This window comes from Aliikangiella maris (genome assembly GCF_040719265.1).
Lineage (GTDB): Bacteria > Pseudomonadota > Gammaproteobacteria > Enterobacterales > Kangiellaceae > Aliikangiella > Aliikangiella maris.
Window position 1 is genome coordinate 287624 of sequence record NZ_JBFDAH010000001.1, and the last position, 22340, is coordinate 309963.

Below are 22340 nucleotides of genomic sequence, written 5' to 3' on the forward strand. Positions count from 1 at the left end.
AAATTTATTTCTCGCGCGGTACCAGGTGAATAATTTCATCGATAATGCCTCCTCCGAGACAAATTTCACCATCATAAAAAACCACTGATTGACCTGGCGTAACTGCTCGTTGGTTTTCTGTGAAGGTGACTTGCCAGTTATCTTCGTCAATACGTTTGACCTGACATTTAAAATCTTGTTGTCGATAACGACATTTCGCAGTGCATTGAAAATTATCAGTTATCTTTTTGGGTTCAACCCAGTGAAGTTGTGAAGCAATGAGTCCCGTACTAAGTAACATTGGATGATCGTGTCCTTGACCGACAATCAAGACATTGCGTTTGAGATCTTTTTCGAGTGCGTACCAAGGCGCTTCATCTTTTGCGGGTAAACCTCCAATACCTATCCCTTTACGCTGGCCGAGGGTATGGTACATTAAACCCGAATGTTGGCCAATCACGTTACTATGTTCATCTTCAATGTCACCTGGTTTTGCTGGAATATATTGCTGTAAAAAATCTTTGAACTTTCTTTCACCGATAAAACAGATTCCCGTGCTGTCTTTTTTATCAGCAGTAACAAAGCCTTGCTCAGTTGCAATTTTTCGGACTTCGTCTTTGTTTAAATGGCCAATTGGAAATAATGACTTATTGAGTTGCTCTTGTTGTAAAGTATAAAGAAAATAAGTTTGATCTTTATTTGCATCGAGGCCACGTAACATTTGAGAACTTTGTGCATGATGGGAAATTTGGGCGTAATGACCGGTTGCAATATAGTCAGCGCCTAAAATTTTTGCATAATCTAAAAAAGCTTTAAACTTAATTTCTTTATTACACATAATATCAGGGTTAGGTGTTCTACCTGCTCGGTATTCTTCGAGAAAATATTCAAATACTCTATCCCAATATTCTGTTGCAAAGTTTATTGTTTTAAATGGAATACCAAGCTTTTCGGCAATTGCGCGGGCATCTGCCATATCTTTTTCGGCGGCACAATAATCATCTGTATCGTCTTCTTCCCAATTTTTCATAAAGACGCCAATCACATCATAACCGTTTTGCTTAAGCAAATAAGCCGATACAGAAGAGTCGACACCGCCCGACATACCGACAACAACACGATTTAAAGCCGGATTTGATGTTTCTTGAGTTTTAACTTTTGACATAATAGCTTGAACTGAAATATGTTAAATATGAATGTGTCGCTAATAGTTAGCGTCGAGAATTTTTATTGAGATATTCAAAGCACTGTTTGCCAAGGGCTACTTCATCTTCACTAAAAAATAGCGATTCAAGCGGCATACGAATGCCATTTTGGTAATCCTGAATACATTTTAATACCAGGGCGCTTCGAAGTTCTTCGCGCGAAAACTGACCAATTTCATTCGCAGTAAACCAGCAGTTTTCCAGTATTTCATCATCTTGAGGGCTTGGTTCTTGGTCGTCGGGGGTTTTGCCAGTAAAGCAAAACCTGAGATAGGTTTTTCCATTGGTTGCAGGACTAAGCAAATAAGTGCCAACTAATGCGGTTGGTGTAAAATCCAGTCCTGTTTCTTCCTTAACCTCCCGGATGACGGCATCTATAATTGATTCATTTAACTCAACATGGCCTGCTGGCTGGTTAAAGACTATTTCGCCGGAACTTGCTGTTTCTTTTACTAACAAATACTGGTTATTTCGCCTTATAATAGCGGCAACTGTAACGTGGATTGAATCCATGAAATATCCGTTCAACTAATTAATAAACATATGACACATTTTACCCATTTGAATGAAAAAGGCGAAGCCCAAATGGTCGATGTAACCGAAAAAGCTCATACTTTTCGTGTTGCTACGGCTTCAGGTTGTATAAAAATGCAACCAGAAACCTTGAAAATGATTATTGAAGGTAAACATAAAAAGGGCGATGTATTGACGACTGCCCGTATCGCAGGTATCCAGGCGGCTAAAAAAACATCTGATTTAATTCCAATGTGTCATCCTTTAATGCTGACCTCAGTCAAAGTAGAGATAACGCTAGATGAGTTGCAAAATCAAATTAACATACAAGCAACCTGCAAGCTTAGTGGACAAACTGGTGTTGAGATGGAAGCACTAACAGCAGTTTCGGTTGCCTGTTTAACTATTTACGATATGTGTAAAGCAGTCGACAAGTCGATGGTTATCGCGGCGATTCAATTAGAAGAAAAATCGGGTGGGCGTTCAGGCGAATGGCGTCGTGAATAATAGTAATAAATACCTGGCCTGTTATGAATTTTATATGTTAAGGTTTGCTCGAATTTTCAAGAGTTGCATTTATGATTATCGATATTTTATTTTTTGCAAGTTTTAAAGAACAACTCAATTGTGCTGCACGAACGATTGAATTGCCAGAAGGCGCTCGAGTTATCGATTTATGCGAGAAACTGGCATTAAAAGGAGGTGAGTGGGGTAATTTGTTTGATTTTCCTACCCAAAAACTCAAAATTTCTGTCAACCAGGAAATTGCCGATATTTCATTTGAACTGCGAAATGGCGACGAGGTTGCCTTTTTTCCTCCGGTAACAGGAGGCTAAGAATGATTCCGGATGTTTCCGATATTATTATTAGTGAATTACCACTTGATTTAGCAAAACTTAACCAGCTTATTCAGCAGTCTCAAGGAGAGAACGGGGCTGCGGTAATCTTTACCGGGTGTGTGAGAACCGCTGATGAAGCAAACGGGTTAACTGGTATGACGCTAGAACACTATCCGGGAATGACCGAATCTGAATTGCTAAAAATATTGCAGCAGGCAACCCAGCGTTGGCCACTTACCCAGGTAAAAGTGGCTCACAGGATTGGCTATCTTATGCCTGGCGATACAATTGTCTTTGTTGGGGTTTGCAGCTTGCATCGAAAGCAGGCATTTTTAGCTGCCCAATTCATTATGGATTATCTTAAACAGAAAGCAACATTTTGGAAAAAAGAGCACTTTGGTGAGAAAACGCGATGGGTTGAAGCAAAATCATCCGATGAAGAGGCTGCAAGTCAGTGGTAGCCATGCAATATTGGATGCGATTGAGCACATTATACAGACCTGGCTACCTTAGACTGCTTTGTTGCAGACCGCGATACCGTGCGCTTAGATAAGTTTATTTCACAAACTGCTAACCAGTCCCGTGCGCAATCTCGCTCTTTAATTAAATCGGGTAGGGTACGTGTTAATCAGACTCGTCAACAAAATCCAGGTTTTCAGATCCATCCTAGTGATACCGTCTATTTAAACGAAAAGTTACTTTCACCGCTAAAAAATCAATATATTTTACTATATAAACCAACAGGCTATATTTGTTCAACTCAAGATGAAATTTATCCTTCAGCATTGAGCTTATTGACTGGGGTTGCAAACAGTAAATTGCACTTTGCCGGTCGACTTGATGTGGATACAACTGGGCTGGTGCTTATTACTGATGATGGACAGTGGTCTCACCAAGTCACCTCTCCAAGAAAGCAGTGTAGTAAAACCTATCGGGTTTCTACTAAAGTTCCGTTAACTGAGTTGTCGCTTGAGTCGTTGCGCCAAGGCGTGCTTTTGCAAGGAGAAAAAACACCGACATTACCCGCGGAAGTCATTTTACTAGATGAAACGAATATTTTGCTCACCATTCAGGAAGGCCGTTATCACCAAGTAAAAAGAATGTTGGCTGCAGTAAATAATCGGGTTATTGCCTTACATCGTGAAAAAGTCGGAGCTATCACATTAGATGGACTGGAAATTAGCCAGTGGCGCCATTTAACTTCAGCAGAAATAGCATCGTTTATGCAAAAGTGAGTTACTTAAGTATTAGCAAGTGCCGTAAAGCGTTAAATTTAACTATAAAGATTGGCGGAAATCATTGAGTGGTCAAGATTAAAACTAAATTCAGGTACTAAGGCGCATTGGCCATTTTCTTTTTTAATTAAGGTTACTTTATCAATTTTCAAATGGGCAAATCCAATTAATACTTTGACATTGCCCGAATAGGTAATGCCATTTTCATGGGTATAGATTTCATCGGCGGTGACAACAATATCGCAAGAAGGCAGCATGATTGTTGATTCATTATCAATTTGTGCAGCGAGTAATGAAAATGCTTGAAACAGCATCGCTAATCCAATCATCAGGCAGGATTTAAGTCCTTTTTGTTTTGAATTAACCATCAGATTGATCATCATATTCCCCCTGGAACGTTTCTCTCGAAAAATTCTTGTTGAAACCTTATATTATTGCAAAATCATCCAGTATCAATATTAGTTTGTTAAAATTGCATTTTTTTATCAGTAAACTCGACTATAACTTACAGAGTATAGCGCTATTACTATAATTTGTTAATATCTAAGTTAATGATAACTATAGAATTATAGATAATATAATGGATAATTATTGCAAAAAAGCTAAATTGACTTAAAAAACTGAATAATCAAATAAAAAATTGGTATTAATTGTCGGTTTTATCTTTGAATTCACATAAATCTTCAATAATGCAAGAGCCACAGCGAGGTTTCCTGGCAACACAAGTATAGCGGCCATGTAAAATAAGCCAGTGGTGGGCATCCATCAGAAATTCTTTTGGTACAAATTTTAATAATCGTTTTTCGACTTCAACGACATCTTTGCCTTTGGCAATGGCCGTGCGGTTAGCGACTCTAAATATATGCGTATCAACGGCCATCGTAGGTTGTCCAAATGCGGTGTTTAAAACAACATTTGCTGTTTTTCGCCCGACGCCAGGTAGTGCTTCGAGGGCTTCACGGGTTTGCGGAACTTGAGATTGATGTTGTTCAATTAAGATGTGGCAAGTTTTAATAATGTTGGCCGCTTTCGAATTAAACAGTCCAATGGTTTTAATATACTTCTTTAACCCTTCAACGCCTAAGGCATATATCGCTTCTGGCGTATTAGCGACGGGATACAAAATACGAGTTGCTTTATTTACTCCGACATCGGTTGCTTGAGCAGAAAGAATAACGGCTATCAATAATTCAAATGGATTATTAAATTCAAGCTCAGTGGTTGGATTTGGATTATTGGCTCGAAAACGTTCAAAAATCTGCTGTCTTTTTTCTTTATTCATATTGTCGGCAGTCTATTAAAATTCGAAATTATCATACACGATTAAAACCAGCGCTTTGTTGTGGTTTCAATCTGGAAACTGATTCGATCATAACATTCTTGGGCAACTTTGAGTGGAATAAATGGTATGACAATTTTATTTGACGCCAATCGAATAAAAACCGAAGCGAGATTATGACGCTTTTGAAAAATTGACTGTTGTATGGTGACATGCTGGACTTTAAATAATGGAAATCCAATTTGTCTAAAACCGAGTAATCCACTTTGTACCACAATAAATTCATCATTAATAGCATATTGGGCCTTTCGCCATCGACCATAGGCGATCAAAAAACAACCCAAAAAAATGGCCGGAATGATGTTAAGCATATAGCTTGCTTCAACACGTAGAGAAACAATAATTAAAATAATATGCGGGAGTATCATTAATTTGAGCCAGGCACTTAAAATATATCGGCGGCTCACTGGTGTTAATTTTACTGAAAATGAAAAGTTGTCAAAAACAATATGGCTGATTTTATCCACTTGCAAAAAATTCAAGCTAGGTACAACAAACAACTGTTGTGCTGCTGACTTTCTACTTGAATAAAGTGAGACCTGCTTAAGCGTGAGGTTTTGACGCTGTAATAACACACCGACCCAATTGCACTGTCGAATTATTGCCTGAAATTTGCTGAGATTTACCGACTCTTCATGTTGAGTTAGTAAGCCGCTCTTACGCTTAAGCGTCGGCGTGTTTAATGATAATTCGTATTGGTAATACTTTATGATTGCCCCTAAAATAGAAAAGCAAATAGCGCCGAAGACAATACCCAGGATAGTGATTGAAATTAGTAATATTCCGCCTGTGTATCCACCACCTAATAGCCCAACCAGTTGGTTGATATTTTCTTTTCCCAAATACTTTTCGAGTAAATCATCAATGCTGTTAAGTAACGGTGTAATGGCTGCAAAAAACCAAAATATATTATTACTGGTTAATCCATATTGAACTAAATGAATTAATCGGGTTTTTACCAAAAGTTGACGATTCGATAATTGCGGATTTGCCTGCTGACTGTTTTCCCCTTCATTTAACGCTGTAATTTCGACATGCACTTCATTATTTGTATGGGGTGTTGATGGTATGTCGTCTAAATGATTTTGAATATTTTGCCTGAGCGACTGGCTGTTATTGAAAACAATGCGTTGAATATTGTTGGCGCGTATTTGATTTATGCCGGGTAAACTAATTTCGCTGGCAGCTGAACCTGCGGTATCCAGGTTTAAAATGACGAGCTTAAAAAATTTAAAATAAAAGGGCTGTAAAACATTAATATTCTGTATTCGTTCACAGTGAATATTGTGGCGATATTTTTTTAAGACACCTTCGTGTACCAGTATACGTTCGCCTTGAATGGAATACTTAAAAAACCAGTACTGCAAAATGGCAAAGAGACCAATTAAGATAACCAGCAGTGCTCCGGCAATAGATAAAACGGATGTACTGCTATTGCCACTAACTACTACGGCAAATAGCGGGACTAGGGCAGGGAGTGCATCTTTAAATAACTGGCGAGAAAATTTAAATACAAAAAAACAAATTGATAACGGTGAAAGTCGATACCACTGAGCTTCGATTAATTGCTGATTAGATACATCCTCGGCATTATTGTTCATGATGAATGCCTGTTTGTGATAAGATAAACTCTTTGATTTGCTCGGCGCGAGCTTGTGTTAACCCTGCTATTTTAAGATCGACCCCAGCACCACCTGCTGTATAAATGTTGATGTTTGCCAGATCAAACATTCGTTCTATAGGCCCATGTGAAATGCCAACATGTTGAATTCGCTTGTATGAAACTCCGGTCACTTGTTGCCAAATGAGTCCTTGTTTGTACAGGAGGTCTTTTTCTCTAATGGCATATCCTTTATTGGCAAAAGCTATTCGGTGATAAATAACTGAAACGATGAGTAGCGTAAACCATACTAGCCAAATAGCTTGTCCGAAAGGAAGTTGTTCAACCGATACAGAAATAACCAAGAAAATACCTGCTAAAAATCCAAAATTGAGGACTAAAGAAATAAGACCAACTTTAAGGTAAGCTTTTTCAAGCCCTATGAATGCTGCATTATTTACCGTTGGTAATTGTTCAGGACTAATATTTGAGTTTTGATAATGAGACATGGCTTAAATTTTATATATTACTTAAATGAAATTAATTGATTAATTGAGTGTTTATATTTCAACCTGAAAATAGTATTTATACCGGCGTATATTATGCTTCTGTTTTCTCGCTTTTTAACCCAAATGTATGCCTGCTTTGGTCTTGTTATTTAGTCGGTTACTTCTCTGTTATTGCTCCGTTATTACTCTACTGGTCTGTCATTGAATTCACTTGAAACTCTAGCGCTTGGCTCAAATTTACCAAATGATACTTTTCTTGCGATGCTGGTCAGGTATAATCTATGACTAATTGTTTATTTTATCTAGGAAGATTGTCAATGCAAATTAATAGTCAGTTTGATGGTGGGAATATTGACTGTATAAATTCCGAGCACCCAGCGGATATTCAGCTTAACATTCGTAAAGATAACCAGAGTGAATTTTATCAGTGGTTTTATTTTCGAGTCACTGGCGCACGTGATACTCAGTGTTGTTTTAAGATTTTAAATGCCAAAGATTCTGCTTATGAAAAAGGCTGGCATGATTATCAAGCCGTTGCGTCTTACGATCAGGATTATTGGTTTCGGGTTCCAACTGAGTACGTTAATGGTCAATTGCAAATCAGTCATACACCAGAAAGTGACTCGATTTATTATGCTTATTTTGCACCTTATTCGCTTGAAAGATGTGCAGAATTGGTCAATTGGGCTTTAGAAGATCATCGTGTATCGCTTAATGTTTTAGGCCAAACGCTAGACGGGCGTGACTTAGATCAGTTGATTATTGGTGAACCAGCCAGTCATAAGAAAAAAATATGGATCCATGCACGTCAACACCCAGGAGAAACCATGGCTTCTTGGTGGATGGAAGGGTTTTTACAGCGATTGCTTGACGCAACCGATCCGATTGCCCGCGCAGTATTGAACCAAGCGGTTTTTTACGTGGTACCTAATATGAATCCAGACGGCAGTTATCGTGGACATTTACGGACTAATGCGGCTGGCGCTAATCTTAATCGTGAATGGTTAACGCCAACTATGGAGAAAAGTCCAGAAGTGTATTTACTGCGTGAGCAAATGGAAAAACTGGGTGTCGATTTTTGTCTTGATGTTCATGGCGATGAAGCTCTTCCTTATAATTTTGCGGTTGCTGCTGAAGGGGTTCCTGACTGGAATGAAAAGTATGCGCAAAATTATCACCAGTTTTGCCAATCACTATTGGCTGTCAGTCCAGACTTTCAAACGAGTCATGGTTATCCGAAAGACAGCCCAGGGACTGCTGATTTAACAATATGTACCAATTATATTGTTCAGCATCTGCAAGCACCAGCAATCATTTTGGAAATGCCATTTAAAGACACGGTTGAAACGCCTGAGCCAGTCCAAGGCTGGTCTGCTGAGCGAAGCAGTCGTTTAGGCGCAGCGTGCCTTAATGCTATTGCTGATATCGTAAAAGCATTATAAAAATATTTCACAGGCTAATACAAAACAGGGTATTTGGTGATTACCTCAGGTTTCAGTATAATTTGGGGCTAATCACCATGCGACTGGTAAGAATATGATGAATCAAAATGAAATGGATGAATCGCTTAATGTTTACGATGAACCATTAATTCCATGTAACTTCGATCCGGTTACCGGTTTCTTTCGCGACGGATGCTGTAATACTTGCGATCAAGATTTAGGCTCCCATACTGTTTGTATAGAAGCAACCCAGGCATTTTTAGAATATTCCAGGTTTCGTGGAAACGACTTGAGCACACCGGTGTTAGAGTATGGATTTCCTGGTTTAAAACCGGGAGACAAATGGTGTCTTTGTGCCGCACGATGGTTAGAAGCTTATAACGCTGGTATGGCTCCGAGGGTTTTTCTGCAAAGTACTCATAAAAAAGCATTGCAGATTATCCCGCTTAAATTGTTATCGCAATTTGCTGCCGATTTGAATTAAAAATCGGCATGCTTAATAGATCGCCGCTAATGAGATGAACAAGTGTAGCAACGCTATTGTTCAGTTGGTAGTTTATTGAGAATCACTTTGCCATTTTTGATTACTGCCCGACAAGGATTACCTGCCATGCGATAACTGAGTTCGGCTGGTGTTTCGATATCCCATAACACTAAGTCAGCTTGCATCCCTTCTTTGACCATACCAACCTTCTCGTCAATTCTTAGTGCTTTAGCGGCATGTCGAGTTACCCCAGCAAGGGCTTCGTGAGGTGTCAATTTAAATAGAGTGGTCGCCATATTCATCATCAGTAATAGTGATAAACAGGGAGATGTTCCCGGGTTTGAATCTGTTGCAATAGCGATTGGCACGTTGTGCTTTCTTAATCCATCTATCGGGGGTAATTGACTTTCATTTAAAAAATAAAACGCACCAGGGAGCAAAGTAGCAACGGTACCAGAATTTTTAAGTAGAGGAATATCATGCTCACTTAAATACTCCAAATGATCTACTGACCAGGCATCGTATTGGCTGGCAAGCGCTGAACCGCCCAAGTCTGACAACTGTTCGGCGTGCAGTTTGACGGGTAATCCAAGTTGCTTGGCAGCCTGAAAAACACGTTCTGTTTGTGCCGTTGTAAATCCGACATTTTCACAAAAAGCATCGACGCAATCGATCAAACCTAACTGATGTAAATGGGGCATCATAGTTTCACAAACTAAGTCTATGTAGGCATCATCCTGTCCTTTAAATTCTGGTGGTACTGTGTGTGCACCTAAAAAGGTTTTACTGACGCTGACTGGAGAAAATTGGTCGAGATGCTTTGCTACCTGAAGCATTTTTTGTTCGGTTTTAAGGTCTAAACCATATCCTGATTTAATTTCAATACTGGTAACTCCTTCATCAATCAAATAGCTAAGGCGTTTTGCCGCCAGTTTAAATAGCTCATCTTCACTGGATGAGCGGGTTGCATTAACGGTTGCAACAATACCTCCCCCAGATTGGGCAATTTCTTGGTAGGTGGCACCTTGTAAGCGCATTTCAAATTCATTGGCGCGATTTCCACCATAAATCAGATGGGTATGGCAATCGATGAGTCCAGGGGTAATCCAACCGCCTTGTCCATCAATTGCCGTTTCTATGTCTAATGTAATATCAGGTTGTTGACTGACTTGTTTAATAATACGTTCTATTTTGCCTTGATTAATGCAGATTGCGGCATCATGAATAACACCATAGTCATCTGTCGTTGCCATGGTTGCAATGTTGATATTATGGATTACCATTTCAAACTGATTTTTCATAATTTGCTCAGATATTACCGAAGTTTAATTAAAATTATTTATGATTTTACACTTGCTATTTGCTGTACGGGTCGTTATCTTGGCTAGCTTCAACGTTCATATAATGATTATAAATTATTGCAACCTATAGCTTTTATCTTGTTAATTGTGGCTTCCGGTTTTGAAGTGAAACTATTCGTTTTCTGACTTTGTTCAAGCAATGATTTATTGATGATTTGAATTCAATTCAGTCTTACCGGGTGTTAATGTGAAATTATACGCTGATTCGATTCTTATTGGGAACCAATGGCAAAATAATGTGACATTGGATATTGATCAAGTGGGAATTATTCAATCTATCACTCAAGGGAAGTCAGATGATGCCACTCTGGCACAAGGCGTGGTTTTACCCGGCATGGTCAATTGTCATTCGCACGGCTTCCAACGAGCATTTGCCGGTTTTTCTGAATACCGGGCAAATCCCTCTGACAGTTTTTGGAGTTGGCGGGATATTATGTATCGATTTGTCAGCAAGATGACGCCTGATGATGTTAAAGCTGTTGGTGAGTTTGTTTATTTAGAGATGCTTAAAGCTGGATATACTTCTGTGGCCGAATTTCATTATTTGCATCATCAGCCTAACGGTAAACGATATGCCAATTCTGCAGAAATGTCACACCAGATGCTGGCCGCAGCGGAGTCCACCGGAATAGCAATCACTTTGTTGCCAGTCCTGTACACTTACGCCGGATTTGGAGAGCAAAAACCGAGTCCTGCACAGGCTCGTTTTATTCATCAAACAGATGAATATTGTCAGCTGGTTGAGAAGCTGTTTAAAACAACCCAGTCCCAAGCAACTCAGCAAGTTGGTATTGCGCCACACTCGTTAAGAGCCGTTAGCCACGAGCAACTGATGCAAATTACTCAGCATATTCGTCAACTGGACTCCAAGGCACCTATCCACATTCATATTGCGGAACAAATGCAAGAAGTGAATGATTCCCTGAGTTATTATCAACAACGTCCGGTTGACTGGTTACTTGATCATTTGGCCGTTGATCAATCCTGGTGTCTGGTTCATGCGACACACTTGAGCTCACAAGAGGTTGAAAAACTGGTACAAAGCCAGGCTGTCGCAGGAATTTGTGCAACCACTGAGGCTAATTTAGGGGACGGTGTTTTTCCAGCAGAAGCGTTTTTACAGCAAAGTGGCCGTTTTGCCATTGGATCTGATTCCCACATAGCCGTTAATATTGCGGCTGAGTTGAGAACTTTTGAATACAGTCAACGACTAACTCACCAGCGCAGAGCTGTGTTGGCATCTGATGAATGTATTTCAATAGGCCAAAATTTGTTTGCTCATGCTGCACGAGAGGGCGCGTCAACAGTTAACCAGAATGTCGGCGAAATTGCGGTAGGTAAACGTGCTGACTTGATTGTGATTGATCCATCTCACCCCAGTTTGTTTGCTAAAAAAGAAAGTCAGATACTTGATGCGGCTATTTTTGCTTGTGCGCAATTACCGATTAAAAGTGTCATGGTGGCGGGACAGTGGCAAGTTGAGCAAGGTAAGCACCGTGCAGAAGCTCAAATTATTGAACGATATCAACAAGTATTGATGCGTCTTGCCAATTAACACTAATTAGAAATTGGTAATCTACTTAAATTGCGTGATAGTCTGGCCCAGCGATAAAGCAATAGGACAGCTGCGGTGCTGAGGCCTGCTATCAGTCCCATCCAATACCCATTTACTCCCAAGCCCGCTTGTTCCGCCATATAATATCCAAAAGGAAATCCTACCAGCCAGTAAGATACGGCGGTGATTAACATGGGGATTTTTGAATCTTTTACTCCCCTGAGTGCGCCCGCAGATGACACTTGCAAGCAGTCAGAAAACTGAAACACCGCGGCAAAAAACAATAAATTAACGGCAATTAATAAAACTTCATTATCCTGAGTGTAAAAACTAACCAGTAAGCTAGGCAAAATAATCATGGTTGTTGAAGTAAATGCCGATAATAGGGCGGCAACGCTGATTCCCGTATAACCGGCCAATTTTGCTGCTAGCGGATCGCCACGACCATTAAAAAAGCCTACTCGAGCCGTTATTGCTTGCGACATGCCCAAAGGAATCATAAAAGCTAGGGATGCAATATTGAGGGCGATCTGGTGTGCGCCAACAAATTGCGTAGGATAACGGGCAATCATTAATGATACAGCAGCAAACATAGTGACTTCAAAAAATAAGGTAATCGCCATGGGAAACCCTAGTTTAAAAACTTCAACTGTTGATTTCATCGTAGGCAAAGACCACTGTCTAAAAATCATTAGAGTCGAGTATTTAGGATTTAATAGCGTATAACCAAGTAAGCCAATAAACATGATCAACCAAACCAATGAGGTCGCGTAGCCGACGCCAATAGCTCCCATGCCTTGAATGCCTAAACCACCATACATAAACCAATAGTTGAGCAATATATTAAAGGGTATTGATACGACCGTTGCTGTCATGATGGCCGCAGTGGCGAAAAGTCCTTCGTTACAGAATCTTAATGCCAGAAACAATAAAAAGCAGGGTAGTCCCCAAGCTGTCGCGTTAACATAACCGCTGGCTAATAGTGCGGTGTCCGGGTCAACGTTTAACCAAACTAATAACACACGACTTTCGAGTAAAATGGTTACAGCGATGGGAGAGATGATTATTCCAAGCAGCAGGCTCAAACGAAAATTGGCGCCTATTTGATCGTCAGCATTTGCGCCTTTAAGATGCGCAATAATAGGATTAAATGCTAAAAACAAGCCAACAAAAAATATCATAACCGGATGTAACAAACCGCCACCAATAGCAATAGCCGCTAATGCCTGGTTACTGTATTGACCTGCCATTACCGTATCGATGACGCCCATTGCCATTTGTGCCAATTGCGCCAATACGGCCGGAATTGCAATAGGCAAAAGCTGCCGAACTTCATTAATGATTGATATACGCACAGTAATTCCGGTTATTGGATGCTAATTGACTTGTCCGTAGTTTTATTCAGGACGAGACAGCGAAACCGGAAATATACGTTAATTTTAAGGGCTTCTCTACGAAAATGATTTTTTTATTGGACTGTTAGCAATAATATCGAGCAATTATAAACATAGCGCGCGTAAATAAATGGCTTGTGCTGACTGCTGCCATACTTCATTAAAATATTTACTCCGCTGGTTGAGTTTACCATCGGGTAATTGTCGATACTCTGCTTCGTAACGATCTGCTTGTGGTCGATAGATCATACGTTTGCCATCGATTATATAAAATGAAAAATAGTTATCATGAAAATCTTTTGGTATCACTCTTAAGTCGATGAAAGAAGTATATTTTTGTGAAAGTCTAACGATAGCGTGGTCAATACCTTGCAAATTCCTTTCATCTTTTATCAATATTTCTAGTCGGCTGTTTCGGCTAAGTCGAATAAATTGCCGCAGAGCGCTTTCAATTTGAGAGTCGTTTAGAATTCGCGGATCTAAATTATCGGTATACAGCTGAATTTTTTGCCTGGCTAATAGAAAATAATCGAGTACCTTGGGCTTTAACTCACCCAGTCCGCTAGTTGTATGAATTGTCTCTGTCTGTTCGTCATTCATCGTATTCTATCGATCTACTTTAACCATTTTATGCAAACATAAAATAAGCAAAAGGTAAAGTAAAGTATCGAGCCGGGTAATTGGCTATTGGTTTATTATTAAACTTTTACTATAGCACCCTCATGTTTTGATTAAATGAGCTAGGCAAGTCTTTTGGCATACGTTAAAATTTTGTGATTATTAAACTGGTTTTCAATATTTGGCAGTAGCCAAAAAGATATTTACTGGAATTTGCATGAAAAGGTTAGAAAAAAAATTCGAATCGTTAATGTATGCGACACGCTGGTTATTAGCACCAATCTATTTAGGGCTGAGTTTGGCGTTATTAATGCTGTTAATTAAGTTTTTTCAGGAAATTATTCATGTATTTCCTATTATTTTTGAAAAACCCGAAAAGGATTTGGTATTACTGATTTTGTCATTAGTTGATATGGCCTTGGTTGGGGGGTTGATAGTGATGGTAATGTTTTCCGGATATGAAAACTTCGTTTCTCAGCTGGATATTGATGATAATATGGAAAAACTCTCTTGGTTAGGAAAACTAGACTCTGGCTCTCTTAAGCAAAAAGTAGCGGCTTCTATTGTTGCTATCTCTTCGATTCATTTACTGCAAAAGTTTATGAATCTAGAAGGCACCTCAAGTGATGAATTGATGTGGTATGTCATTATTCATTTAACTTTCGTTTTATCGTCACTTGGAATGGCGTGGGTAGATAAGTTTAATCATAAGAGCCATCAGTAATTATGTCAGAGATTTGTAATTGATATGCAAATCAGCCGATGATTATTAACAGTATCTGCCACCAAACTCAAGCTGGTTAATTAAGTGAGAAACCTATGAAAATCTGGAAGAAGCCTGTTTCAATAGAAGCATTGCAAGCCTACCGAAAAGATACCATGGTTGAAAACCTTGGAATTGATATTACCGAAATTGGTGATGATTATATTATTGCTTCTATGCCGGTCGATAGGCGTACGCATCAGCCAAGAGGCATTTTGCATGGCGGCGCGTCGATTGCGCTTGCAGAGACTGTGGGAAGTATTGCTGCCAATTTGGCAGTCGATGAATCACAATATTGTGTTGGTCTGGAAGTGAATGGCAATCATCTTCGAAGCATTTCTACCGGTTTAGTTTTTGCCAAAGCAAGCCCTGCACATTTGGGGCGAACGACTCAAGTCTGGGAAATATTGATTACAGATGAACTGAATAACAAAATTTGTTTGTCTCGTTTGACCATTGCGGTATTAAACCAAAAATAATCAGTTTATTGGGTAATTAATTAGGCCAGTTTTTTAGTCATTCGGTGAAATGGTACGCCTTTTTTCATATAGACTGGCCCATCGATATGAAATTGCTGTTGATCATAAAAGTGAACAAGGTCTGTTTCGGCGTTAAGGGTTAGATTTTGAATATTATTTTCTTGGGCAATATTAATAAGGTGGTTTAATATCTGAGTCCCGACTCCATGACCGCGATGATTGATTAATACGGCAATTTTTCCTACTCTGCCATTGGGTATTAAGCGACCACATCCAACGGGGGTATCTTCTGCATCGGTGACCAATAGGTGGTAACTACTATTGTCAAATTGATCGCAAACGACCTCTTTTGGAAATCGTTGTTCGATAACAAATACCTTTTTACGAATTTCCATAATGTCATTCGCTGCGCTTTGCCAACTGACTCGCTGAAATTTAAATGCTATTGCGGTTTCCATTACTCATTAAACCAAAATTTAAACAGGTGTTGAATTGATTAGTCATCAAATTCAATATACCCCTTATTTAATATCGTAGCTAAACTTTGATAAAAATCAAATCGTATATTTTCACTATTTAATTCGTGAATATTAACTGGCTTTCCTGATAACAAAGTCGTAAGCGGTTTTCGGAATGTTGTCTCAAATACAAATTGCTCACCTTCAATTGATATAAAAATCTTATCGTCTAATTCGGCCCAGTTATAATTGACTTCGGGATTTAACCGAATTGTGTGTGCTTTCTGGATATCTGTTGCTAAATAATTTGTCGTATCAAAAAACTTATCAAGTTTGCTTTGACTTAAATGTTGACTAAGTAATTGGCAGATAAGTGATTTATTATTGGCAATTTTGGCTAATTCTTGTTGGGCCCATTCGATAAGTTCGGGTTCAATTTTTGCCGTATTGGTGTGAGCGCGGTAGGGATCACTAAAAAATAAATTTTGTGTATTAGGACATTGTGAGCCAGCGTCAAAGTGATTTGCCAACAGCGCCATAATATCTTTGGTTTGAGGTGCTCTATAGCCAACCGAGTAACTAATTGATTCACCAACCGATTGACCCCAATGAGCGGTATCAGGTGGAATATATAAAATATCACCAGGTTCCAATAGTGTATCAATAATTGGGGTAAAGCTTTCGAGATGAAGTAAACCATTGATTAACTCACTGCGCGCATCAGTATCACCCTTTGCACCAACTTGCCAGCGACGGGTTCCTTCGATTTGTACAATAAATACATCGTAGTTATCAAAGTGAGGTCCAACACCGCCCCCATCTGTTGCGTAACTAATCATCAAATCATCAAATCGCCAGCGAGGAATAAAGTTAAAGCCTTGTAAAAAAGGCTGAACCTCAGTGAGCCAGTGATCAGCGGTTTGTATGAGTAATGTCCAATTGTTTGCTGGTAATCGTGAGAAAAGCGATTCTTCAAAAGGCCCATGTTCCAGATGCCATTGATTTTGTTGAAGGTAAATAAGACGAGATTCTACTTCTTCGTCGAGTGATAATCCGGCTAACTCGTCGGCAGAAATAAAGCTGGTTGGATTTGAAATTGCTTTACTCAGCAAACAAGGTGATTTTTGCCAGTGCTTTCTAAGAAATGCTTCCGGATTAAATTGATTTAGCTGCATGATTAAATAGGTACTAATAGTTGATAATCAAAAGGCCATTGACCGATATGGAGCAAAATGACCGCTTTAGTCATAAGGCAAGTGTGACATTTAAATCGTTGGGATTAAACTGTTATTAAGAGAAAAATTGAATCTCAAGCTTAATTGGGCATAAACCGTTCGGGTAGTTATTTGGGGGTGATCAATTATTTTTATTTGAGATGAGTGTTTAAATGGGAGAGCAACGCCACTCAAATAATTGGTGGTGTTGCTTTTTATTTGGTTCTTGTACTAAACGTTTTTGGCTTGCTCGATAGCATTACCAATATAAGTGGCTGGTGTCAGTGCTTTCAGATAATCTTTTGCGGCCTCTGGTAGTTCAAGTTGTTCAACGAAAGCTTGAATACCTGCTTGATCAATCTTTTTACCACGTGTAAGTTCTTTAAGCTTTTCGTAGGGCTTTTCAATTCCATAACGGCGCATCACTGTTTGAATTGGCTCTGCCAAAACTTCCCAGTTTTGGTCGAGTTCTTCGGCTAACGATTGTACATTAACCTCGAGCTTGGATATTCCTTTGAGTGTCGCCTGATAGGCAATCAATGAGTGTGCAACGCCCATACCTAAAGCACGTAGCGCAGTCGAATCTGATAAATCTCTTTGCCAACGTGATACAGGTAATTTTTGGCCCAAATGGGTGAATAGCGCATTAGCGATTCCCAGATTTCCCTCAGAGTTTTCAAAATCGATAGGGTTAACTTTGTGTGGCATTGTTGATGAGCCAATTTCTCCGGCAACCGTCTTTTGTTTGAAATGTCCTAACGCAATATAACCCCAAATATCGCGGTCAAAATCGAGTAAAATTACGTTGTAACGGGTAATTACATCAAAGTATTCAGCAATATAATCATGGGGTTCAATTTGTGTCGTGTAAGGGTTCCAGGTAAGACCCAGGTTTTCAATAAATGCTTGAGCAAATGCCGGCCAGTCCACATCTGGGTAGGCACTTAGGTGGGCATTATAATTGCCAACAGCACCATTAATTTTTCCCATTAATTGGACACGACCAAACTGTGCCTGTTGGCGTTGAAGTCTGGCAACAACATTAGCCATTTCTTTACCCAATGTTGTAGGAGAAGCTGGCTGGCCATGTGTACGCGACATCATTGGAATCGTTGCATGTTGTTCTGCCAGCTCTGCAATGGTATTGGTAATTTGCTCTTGATACTGACAGACAACTATTGCTGCATCTTTGAGCATGAGTGCATAGGACAGATTATTGATATCTTCAGAAGTACAGGCAAAATGAATAAATTCACTAACCTGGTTGATTTCTGCGATATCGGCAGTTTTTTCTTTGAGAAAGTATTCAACGGCTTTAACGTCATGATTTGTTGTTTTCTCAATATCTTTTACGCGTTGTGCATCTTGCTCACTGAAGTTTTCTACGATTTCATCCAGTCGCTGATTGGCTTGTTCGCTAAACTCTGGCACTTCAATAATTTTAGCGTTATTGGCTAATGCCTGTAACCAGCGAACTTCAACGGTTACCCGATATTTGATTAATCCATATTCGCTAAAAATACTGCGTAGCTCGGTTGTTTTACTGCCATAACGGCCATCAGCAGGTGAAATCGCGGTTAATGCCGATAATTCCATGATAATTCCTCAAAATAAGCGATGATTCTATTGATCAATTAAATACTGGAAAAACGCGCATTCTACCTGACTTTATCAATGTTGAACAATAAACCATAGTTTTAGTCGCGCAATTGAAAGTAAAAGTGCTGCTAATGCTGTCATGGATAAATAATTTATCAGGTTGAATTCTGAACTATAGTTAATCTAAGGGCCGAAAGTTTCATTATTTATTATGAGATTATAAAATAATTGATACTGGTCACAATATAATCAAATGATTTGGTTGTTGCGTTGTAAATCATTTGGAAAATATTAATATTCAAGATTCCCCGTTAAGGAGCTACTAAGGATTCTACAATGAAAAATACAATTTTCCCTAATGCTCAACACTTCCAAATCCCAAGAGCACTTTATGTTGGCGCATGGAAAGTTTGGTTTAAACGTTTTGCTGACCATGAAAACTGGCGCGTGGGTTTAATGCCTGCTCAATATAGTGATGCCAAACTGCATGAATTAATTGAAACTGGCAAACGATTTAGCGTTCAAGTGCTCAATCGCCTCATGGTTCCTTGGTCGTTTCGTGATAGCGAGCAGGTTGACGAAGCTTTCTTTTTGATGAATCTCGATATGGTTAAACGAACCACTAATTCGTTGGGTGAGTCAGGATACGTGCGGTTAACTGATCAGGCACTAGACTATTGGGACAGACTGACCTTTTTAGAGCAAGATTTATATACCGCCTATGCAGAAGCCAGGATACAAGCTGATATTGAAACGCCTAGTCAAGCTCCGGTAGTGTTAGATGATGCTGGTCTTGACTTAATTGGCGAAGATATTTACCCGCCGGTCATTCCTGCAAAAGCGGCGCCAGATGCTGCCTTTGCCGATGCCATCGTTGCGTGGATTGAAGAAGATCCCTTTACCCCCATGTATCAGCGTGCGGCGGTTGGGGATTCAGTGAGCAGTTGGCACGATCGATTGACTGCTTTTTTCTGGCCTAAGCCGAGAAACGGCCTGATACAGGTTTCTCATACTGCTGATGCATTAATGTACCGCGCACAGGTACTTGCGCAAGGTATTGAAAATAATATTGGCTGGAGCGAAGAAGATAAGCAAATGGCAGTAAAAACAGCTGATGAAATCTTTTTGCAAGCAGGCGTTCCTCAACGTGAGGTAAACTGGCAGAACGTCTATGAAGTCATGCAATCTGCGATATCTGCCAATGAAAATTCAACGGCTAAAATGAATAGTGGCTGGAGTTTATTGGCTTCATTTGCAACTCATTGGCTGAACAGCTACGCCGACAGAGTGCCCATGGTATGCTGGAACAGTCGCGTGTCAACTTCTGTGATTTCGCGCTTAGACTTTTTAATGGTTGAAGCTGGATATCATTCGTTGGATGGACGATTTAATTATATTGGCACTATCCCTGGGGTTGGTGGTACTCGCCCAAGAAAGTATACATTGGCATGGCCGGATGGATACCGTAGCTGGAAGACACAAGTTGCAGCGAGTAAGTTTGTACGATTAATGGTGAATTCATTGAATAATACGAAAAAAACAGATGGAAGTTTAAAGTATAAACCAATGCCTCTGCCAACTGGCGGTAGTGCTCCTTGGTCAATTCAAGGTGTTCAGCTAGTCCTTTTTTCTGATGGTTACTAATGTTGTAAGTCTGGGTTCAGTAATAAAAAAAGCCCTAAAGTTAGGGCTTTTTTAAGAGAAATTTTCCAATAAGATTTTAAGGGCATCTTATTGGATAAAGTTTTTAATTAAGCTTCAGGATTAGATTTCTCTGTGATATCCCAGCCGCATTGACGGCTTTCGTTTTGCTTATCTAACCAATTTTTCAACGGTGCAAAATAATCAATCATGGCGGTGGCATCCATTTGATTGGAACCGGTTAAGGTTTCCAGGGCTTCTTGCCATGGACGACTTGACCCCATTTGTAACATCGCTTCAAGTTTTGCGCCGGCTTCTTTGTTGTTGTAAATAGAGCAGCGGTGCAGTGGGCCTTCATAACCCGCTATTTGACACAGTGAACGATGGAACTGAAATTGTAAAATGTGCGCCAGGAAATAACGTGAGTAGGGCACATTTCCTGGAATATGATACTTCGCACCAGGATCAAAATTACTTTCAGAACGATTAACTGGCGATTTTACACCTTGATATTTCTCACGAAGTTCCCACCAACCTTGGTTGTATTGCTCCGGCGTTATTTCACCGCTAAACACTCCCCATCGCCATTTATCAACTAGCAAACTGAAAGGTAAAAAGGCAACTTTATCTAAGGCAATTTTCATCAGATTTGGTAAATCTGCTGATTCGTCTGGAATTTCATCGATTAAGCCAATTTCTTTCAAATAGCTATCGTTAATAGACAGTGCAATGGTGTCACCAATGGCTTCGTGGAATCCATCATTGGCACTTTCACGATAAAGTGGTGGCTGGGTCAGATTGTAAGCACGTTGATAGAAGTTATGGCCTAATTCATGATGAATAACTACAAAGTCTTCTGCCGTTTTTTGAATACACATTTTAATACGGTAGTCATCTTTGCTAAAGTCCCACGCGCTGGCGTGACATTGCACATCACGGTCACGAGGTTTAACAAATAGTGATTCGGTCCAAAAGGTATCGGGCAAAGGCGCAAAACCAATTGATTTAAAGAAGTTTTCTGCCGTACGCACCATTTCGATTTCGCTATATTGCTTGGCTTTTAAGCGTGCGGTTAAGTCAGTTGCTGGTGTTTCAGAAGACGGTGCAACATCTTCAAAAATATTACTCCAGCCCTGAGCCCACATATTACCAAGCAAATGAGCAGGAATTGGCCCTGTTTTGGACACTACGTCGTCGCCATATTTTTCGTTAAGTTTTGCTCGAACATGGCACTGAAGTGAATTATAAAGCGGTTTTACCTGGCCCCACACGCGGTCCATTTCAACCGCGAAATCATCTGCTGCCATATCATATTTGGACCGCCAAAGCGCGCCTGCATCTTTAAAACCAAGTTCTTGCGAGCCTTTATTGGCAATTTCTACCATACGTGAATAATCTTTACGCATTTGTGGTGATATTTTGCGCCAGTTTTCCCATGCCGCCAGTTTTTCCTGGTGTGATTTTGAGTTATCAGCTAATACTTTACTCAGTTCACCTAACACATGGCATTCTTTATTTTCGGTACAACCTTTTGCATAAATAGAATCAAGTTTTGCAGTAATTTCTGCAAGTTCTGCTGTTTGTTCATCGTTATTTGGTGCAGGTAAAACCAATCCTGCTTTTAATTTTTCAAGTTTTCTGCGGGTATCATAATCGGCTTCTACAGCGTTAAACTTGTTTGCATCGAGAGCCAGTTTAACACCATCTTTGGTGGCTTCTTCGCTCATTTTTGCAACTAGAAAACTGGTATCATTGGTTACAAAATTAGCTTGTACCCATGCTGTTTTAGCACGAAACTCGTATTTACTTTCCAGTTCTTTTTCTGCACTGTCGATAAAGGCTTTAGCTTGTGCCGCTGTTGGTCCTTTGAGGGCAGGGGGGGCGGCTTTTTCTTGTGGTGCCTGCTCTTGTTGACATGCGGTCAGTGCTGTAGCGACACACGCCGCTAATATGACCTTTTGAAAGCGTATTGTTTTTCTCATAAGAAGAATTCACCTTATTGGGTTGAAACTTTTGGTTAAATTTTGTTCTGGTATATTTTCAAGTAATCTTATTTGTTGGTGTCAGAGAATATACCGGATAACTGCGAGCATCAAGTTTCGCTATCATCTCA

Annotated in this window: 23 protein-coding genes; 10 read left to right on the plus strand and 13 right to left on the minus strand. The window is 39.8% G+C overall.

What is annotated here, in order from left to right; genetic code table 11:
* Positions 1–4 precede the first annotated feature (4 nt).
* Both mnmA and ABVT42_RS01245 read right to left on the minus strand, forming a co-directional pair.
* Positions 5–1144, minus strand: a complete 1140-nt coding sequence (mnmA, locus tag ABVT42_RS01240) for a tRNA 2-thiouridine(34) synthase MnmA (RefSeq protein WP_353873276.1) — start codon at positions 1142–1144, stop codon at positions 5–7.
* Between the two features lie 46 nt (positions 1145–1190).
* Positions 1191–1697, minus strand: a complete 507-nt coding sequence (locus ABVT42_RS01245) for an NUDIX hydrolase (protein WP_353873277.1) — start codon at positions 1695–1697, stop codon at positions 1191–1193.
* Between the two features lie 30 nt (positions 1698–1727).
* Between ABVT42_RS01245 and moaC the strand changes: the two genes are divergently transcribed.
* The 4 genes from moaC (at position 1728) to ABVT42_RS01265 (ending at position 3771) form a co-directional block, all read left to right on the plus strand.
* A complete protein-coding gene (gene moaC, locus ABVT42_RS01250) occupies positions 1728–2204 on the plus strand; it encodes a cyclic pyranopterin monophosphate synthase MoaC (protein WP_353873278.1) in 477 nt (158 codons plus the stop codon).
* A gap of 71 nt (positions 2205–2275) precedes the next feature.
* A complete protein-coding gene (locus tag ABVT42_RS01255; RefSeq protein WP_353873279.1) occupies positions 2276–2533 on the plus strand; it encodes a MoaD/ThiS family protein in 258 nt (85 codons plus the stop codon).
* A 2-nt stretch (positions 2534–2535) separates the two neighbouring features.
* A complete protein-coding gene (locus ABVT42_RS01260; protein ID WP_353873280.1) occupies positions 2536–2997 on the plus strand; it encodes a molybdenum cofactor biosynthesis protein MoaE in 462 nt (153 codons plus the stop codon).
* A gap of 78 nt (positions 2998–3075) precedes the next feature.
* The gene (locus ABVT42_RS01265; protein ID WP_353873281.1) at positions 3076–3771 is read left to right on the plus strand and encodes a pseudouridine synthase; all 696 of its coding nucleotides are present in this window, start codon (positions 3076–3078) and stop codon (positions 3769–3771) included.
* 38 nt (positions 3772–3809) lie between these two features.
* Here ABVT42_RS01265 and ABVT42_RS01270 read toward each other — a convergent pair whose 3' ends face one another.
* The 4 genes from ABVT42_RS01270 to ABVT42_RS01285 all read right to left on the minus strand — a co-directional run bounded on the left by ABVT42_RS01270 (position 3810) and on the right by ABVT42_RS01285 (position 7219).
* On the minus strand, positions 3810–4154 hold the full coding sequence (locus tag ABVT42_RS01270; RefSeq protein ID WP_353873282.1) for a hypothetical protein: 345 nt from the start codon (positions 4152–4154) through the stop codon (positions 3810–3812).
* Between the two features lie 263 nt (positions 4155–4417).
* Positions 4418–5053 carry an endonuclease III gene (gene nth / locus ABVT42_RS01275; RefSeq protein WP_353873283.1) on the minus strand — a complete coding sequence of 212 codons (636 nt, stop codon included), beginning with the start codon at positions 5051–5053 and terminating at the stop codon, positions 4418–4420.
* Positions 5054–5094: 41 nt separating this feature from the next.
* The gene (locus ABVT42_RS01280) at positions 5095–6711 is read right to left on the minus strand and encodes a PH domain-containing protein (protein ID WP_353873284.1); all 1617 of its coding nucleotides are present in this window, start codon (positions 6709–6711) and stop codon (positions 5095–5097) included.
* Positions 6701–7219, minus strand: a complete 519-nt coding sequence (locus ABVT42_RS01285) for a PH domain-containing protein (protein WP_353873285.1) — start codon at positions 7217–7219, stop codon at positions 6701–6703. Before ABVT42_RS01285 ends, ABVT42_RS01280 begins: the two co-directional genes overlap by 11 nt.
* Positions 7220–7536: 317 nt before the next feature.
* Between ABVT42_RS01285 and ABVT42_RS01290 the strand changes: the two genes are divergently transcribed.
* Positions 7537–8661 carry a M14 family metallopeptidase gene (locus ABVT42_RS01290; protein WP_353873286.1) on the plus strand — a complete coding sequence of 375 codons (1125 nt, stop codon included), beginning with the start codon at positions 7537–7539 and terminating at the stop codon, positions 8659–8661.
* Positions 8662–8755: 94 nt separating this feature from the next.
* Positions 8756–9145 (plus strand): DUF2237 family protein, encoded by a 390-nt coding sequence (locus ABVT42_RS01295; RefSeq protein WP_353873287.1) that lies wholly within the window; start codon positions 8756–8758, stop codon positions 9143–9145.
* 53 nt (positions 9146–9198) lie between these two features.
* On the opposite strand, the gene hutI is transcribed toward ABVT42_RS01295, so the two are convergent.
* Positions 9199–10446 carry an imidazolonepropionase gene (hutI, locus tag ABVT42_RS01300; RefSeq protein WP_353873288.1) on the minus strand — a complete coding sequence of 416 codons (1248 nt, stop codon included), beginning with the start codon at positions 10444–10446 and terminating at the stop codon, positions 9199–9201.
* A 247-nt stretch (positions 10447–10693) separates the two neighbouring features.
* On the opposite strand from hutI, the gene ABVT42_RS01305 reads away from it, so the two are divergent.
* Complete coding sequence (locus tag ABVT42_RS01305; RefSeq protein ID WP_353873289.1) at positions 10694–12061, plus strand: formimidoylglutamate deiminase; 1368 nt, start codon at positions 10694–10696, stop codon at positions 12059–12061.
* A gap of 2 nt (positions 12062–12063) precedes the next feature.
* Here the strand turns inward: ABVT42_RS01305 and ABVT42_RS01310 are convergent, their stop codons facing one another.
* Both ABVT42_RS01310 and ABVT42_RS01315 read right to left on the minus strand, forming a co-directional pair.
* The gene (locus tag ABVT42_RS01310) at positions 12064–13416 is read right to left on the minus strand and encodes an MATE family efflux transporter (protein WP_353873290.1); all 1353 of its coding nucleotides are present in this window, start codon (positions 13414–13416) and stop codon (positions 12064–12066) included.
* Between the two features lie 144 nt (positions 13417–13560).
* Complete coding sequence (locus tag ABVT42_RS01315) at positions 13561–14055, minus strand: DUF7931 domain-containing protein (RefSeq protein WP_353873291.1); 495 nt, start codon at positions 14053–14055, stop codon at positions 13561–13563.
* 235 nt (positions 14056–14290) lie between these two features.
* Between ABVT42_RS01315 and ABVT42_RS01320 the strand changes: the two genes are divergently transcribed.
* Both ABVT42_RS01320 and ABVT42_RS01325 read left to right on the plus strand, forming a co-directional pair.
* Positions 14291–14797, plus strand: coding sequence for a TIGR00645 family protein (locus ABVT42_RS01320; RefSeq protein ID WP_353873292.1), 507 nt, complete (start codon positions 14291–14293; stop codon positions 14795–14797).
* A 95-nt stretch (positions 14798–14892) separates the two neighbouring features.
* Positions 14893–15315 carry a hotdog fold thioesterase gene (locus ABVT42_RS01325; RefSeq protein WP_353873293.1) on the plus strand — a complete coding sequence of 141 codons (423 nt, stop codon included), beginning with the start codon at positions 14893–14895 and terminating at the stop codon, positions 15313–15315.
* A 20-nt stretch (positions 15316–15335) separates the two neighbouring features.
* Here the strand turns inward: ABVT42_RS01325 and ABVT42_RS01330 are convergent, their stop codons facing one another.
* From ABVT42_RS01330 to purB, 3 genes are all read right to left on the minus strand, one after another.
* Positions 15336–15773: a GNAT family N-acetyltransferase gene (locus ABVT42_RS01330; RefSeq protein ID WP_353873294.1), complete on the minus strand. Its 438-nt coding sequence runs from the start codon at positions 15771–15773 to the stop codon at positions 15336–15338.
* A gap of 38 nt (positions 15774–15811) precedes the next feature.
* A complete protein-coding gene (locus ABVT42_RS01335; RefSeq protein WP_353873295.1) occupies positions 15812–16948 on the minus strand; it encodes a cupin domain-containing protein in 1137 nt (378 codons plus the stop codon).
* A 270-nt stretch (positions 16949–17218) separates the two neighbouring features.
* Positions 17219–18583, minus strand: coding sequence for an adenylosuccinate lyase (gene purB / locus ABVT42_RS01340; protein ID WP_353873296.1), 1365 nt, complete (start codon positions 18581–18583; stop codon positions 17219–17221).
* Between the two features lie 339 nt (positions 18584–18922).
* Here purB and ABVT42_RS01345 point away from each other — a divergent pair, with 339 nt between their 5' ends.
* Positions 18923–20230, plus strand: a complete 1308-nt coding sequence (locus ABVT42_RS01345) for a hypothetical protein (protein WP_353873297.1) — start codon at positions 18923–18925, stop codon at positions 20228–20230.
* A 107-nt stretch (positions 20231–20337) separates the two neighbouring features.
* On the opposite strand, the gene ABVT42_RS01350 is transcribed toward ABVT42_RS01345, so the two are convergent.
* Complete coding sequence (locus tag ABVT42_RS01350; protein ID WP_353873298.1) at positions 20338–22209, minus strand: M2 family metallopeptidase; 1872 nt, start codon at positions 22207–22209, stop codon at positions 20338–20340.
* Positions 22210–22340 lie beyond the last annotated feature (131 nt).

Excerpts from the sequence above, each read along its gene's own strand:
- mnmA (WP_353873276.1), bottom strand. The coding sequence starts at position 1,144 with ATGTCAAAAGTTAAAACTCAAGAAACATCAAATCCGGCTTTAAATCGT.
- ABVT42_RS01245 (WP_353873277.1), bottom strand. The coding sequence starts at position 1,697 with ATGGATTCAATCCACGTTACAGTTGCCGCTATTATAAGGCGAAATAAC.
- moaC (WP_353873278.1), top strand. The coding sequence starts at position 1,728 with ATGACACATTTTACCCATTTGAATGAAAAAGGCGAAGCCCAAATGGTC.
- ABVT42_RS01255 (WP_353873279.1), top strand. The coding sequence starts at position 2,276 with ATGATTATCGATATTTTATTTTTTGCAAGTTTTAAAGAACAACTCAAT.
- ABVT42_RS01260 (WP_353873280.1), top strand. The coding sequence starts at position 2,536 with ATGATTCCGGATGTTTCCGATATTATTATTAGTGAATTACCACTTGAT.
- ABVT42_RS01270 (WP_353873282.1), bottom strand. The coding sequence starts at position 4,154 with ATGATGATCAATCTGATGGTTAATTCAAAACAAAAAGGACTTAAATCC.
- nth (WP_353873283.1), bottom strand. The coding sequence starts at position 5,053 with ATGAATAAAGAAAAAAGACAGCAGATTTTTGAACGTTTTCGAGCCAAT.
- ABVT42_RS01280 (WP_353873284.1), bottom strand. The coding sequence starts at position 6,711 with ATGAACAATAATGCCGAGGATGTATCTAATCAGCAATTAATCGAAGCT.
- ABVT42_RS01285 (WP_353873285.1), bottom strand. The coding sequence starts at position 7,219 with ATGTCTCATTATCAAAACTCAAATATTAGTCCTGAACAATTACCAACG.
- ABVT42_RS01290 (WP_353873286.1), top strand. The coding sequence starts at position 7,537 with ATGCAAATTAATAGTCAGTTTGATGGTGGGAATATTGACTGTATAAAT.
- ABVT42_RS01295 (WP_353873287.1), top strand. The coding sequence starts at position 8,756 with ATGATGAATCAAAATGAAATGGATGAATCGCTTAATGTTTACGATGAA.
- hutI (WP_353873288.1), bottom strand. The coding sequence starts at position 10,446 with ATGAAAAATCAGTTTGAAATGGTAATCCATAATATCAACATTGCAACC.
- ABVT42_RS01315 (WP_353873291.1), bottom strand. The coding sequence starts at position 14,055 with ATGAATGACGAACAGACAGAGACAATTCATACAACTAGCGGACTGGGT.
- ABVT42_RS01320 (WP_353873292.1), top strand. The coding sequence starts at position 14,291 with ATGAAAAGGTTAGAAAAAAAATTCGAATCGTTAATGTATGCGACACGC.
- ABVT42_RS01325 (WP_353873293.1), top strand. The coding sequence starts at position 14,893 with ATGAAAATCTGGAAGAAGCCTGTTTCAATAGAAGCATTGCAAGCCTAC.
- ABVT42_RS01330 (WP_353873294.1), bottom strand. The coding sequence starts at position 15,773 with ATGGAAACCGCAATAGCATTTAAATTTCAGCGAGTCAGTTGGCAAAGC.
- ABVT42_RS01335 (WP_353873295.1), bottom strand. The coding sequence starts at position 16,948 with ATGCAGCTAAATCAATTTAATCCGGAAGCATTTCTTAGAAAGCACTGG.
- purB (WP_353873296.1), bottom strand. The coding sequence starts at position 18,583 with ATGGAATTATCGGCATTAACCGCGATTTCACCTGCTGATGGCCGTTAT.
- ABVT42_RS01345 (WP_353873297.1), top strand. The coding sequence starts at position 18,923 with ATGAAAAATACAATTTTCCCTAATGCTCAACACTTCCAAATCCCAAGA.
- ABVT42_RS01350 (WP_353873298.1), bottom strand. The coding sequence starts at position 22,209 with ATGAGAAAAACAATACGCTTTCAAAAGGTCATATTAGCGGCGTGTGTC.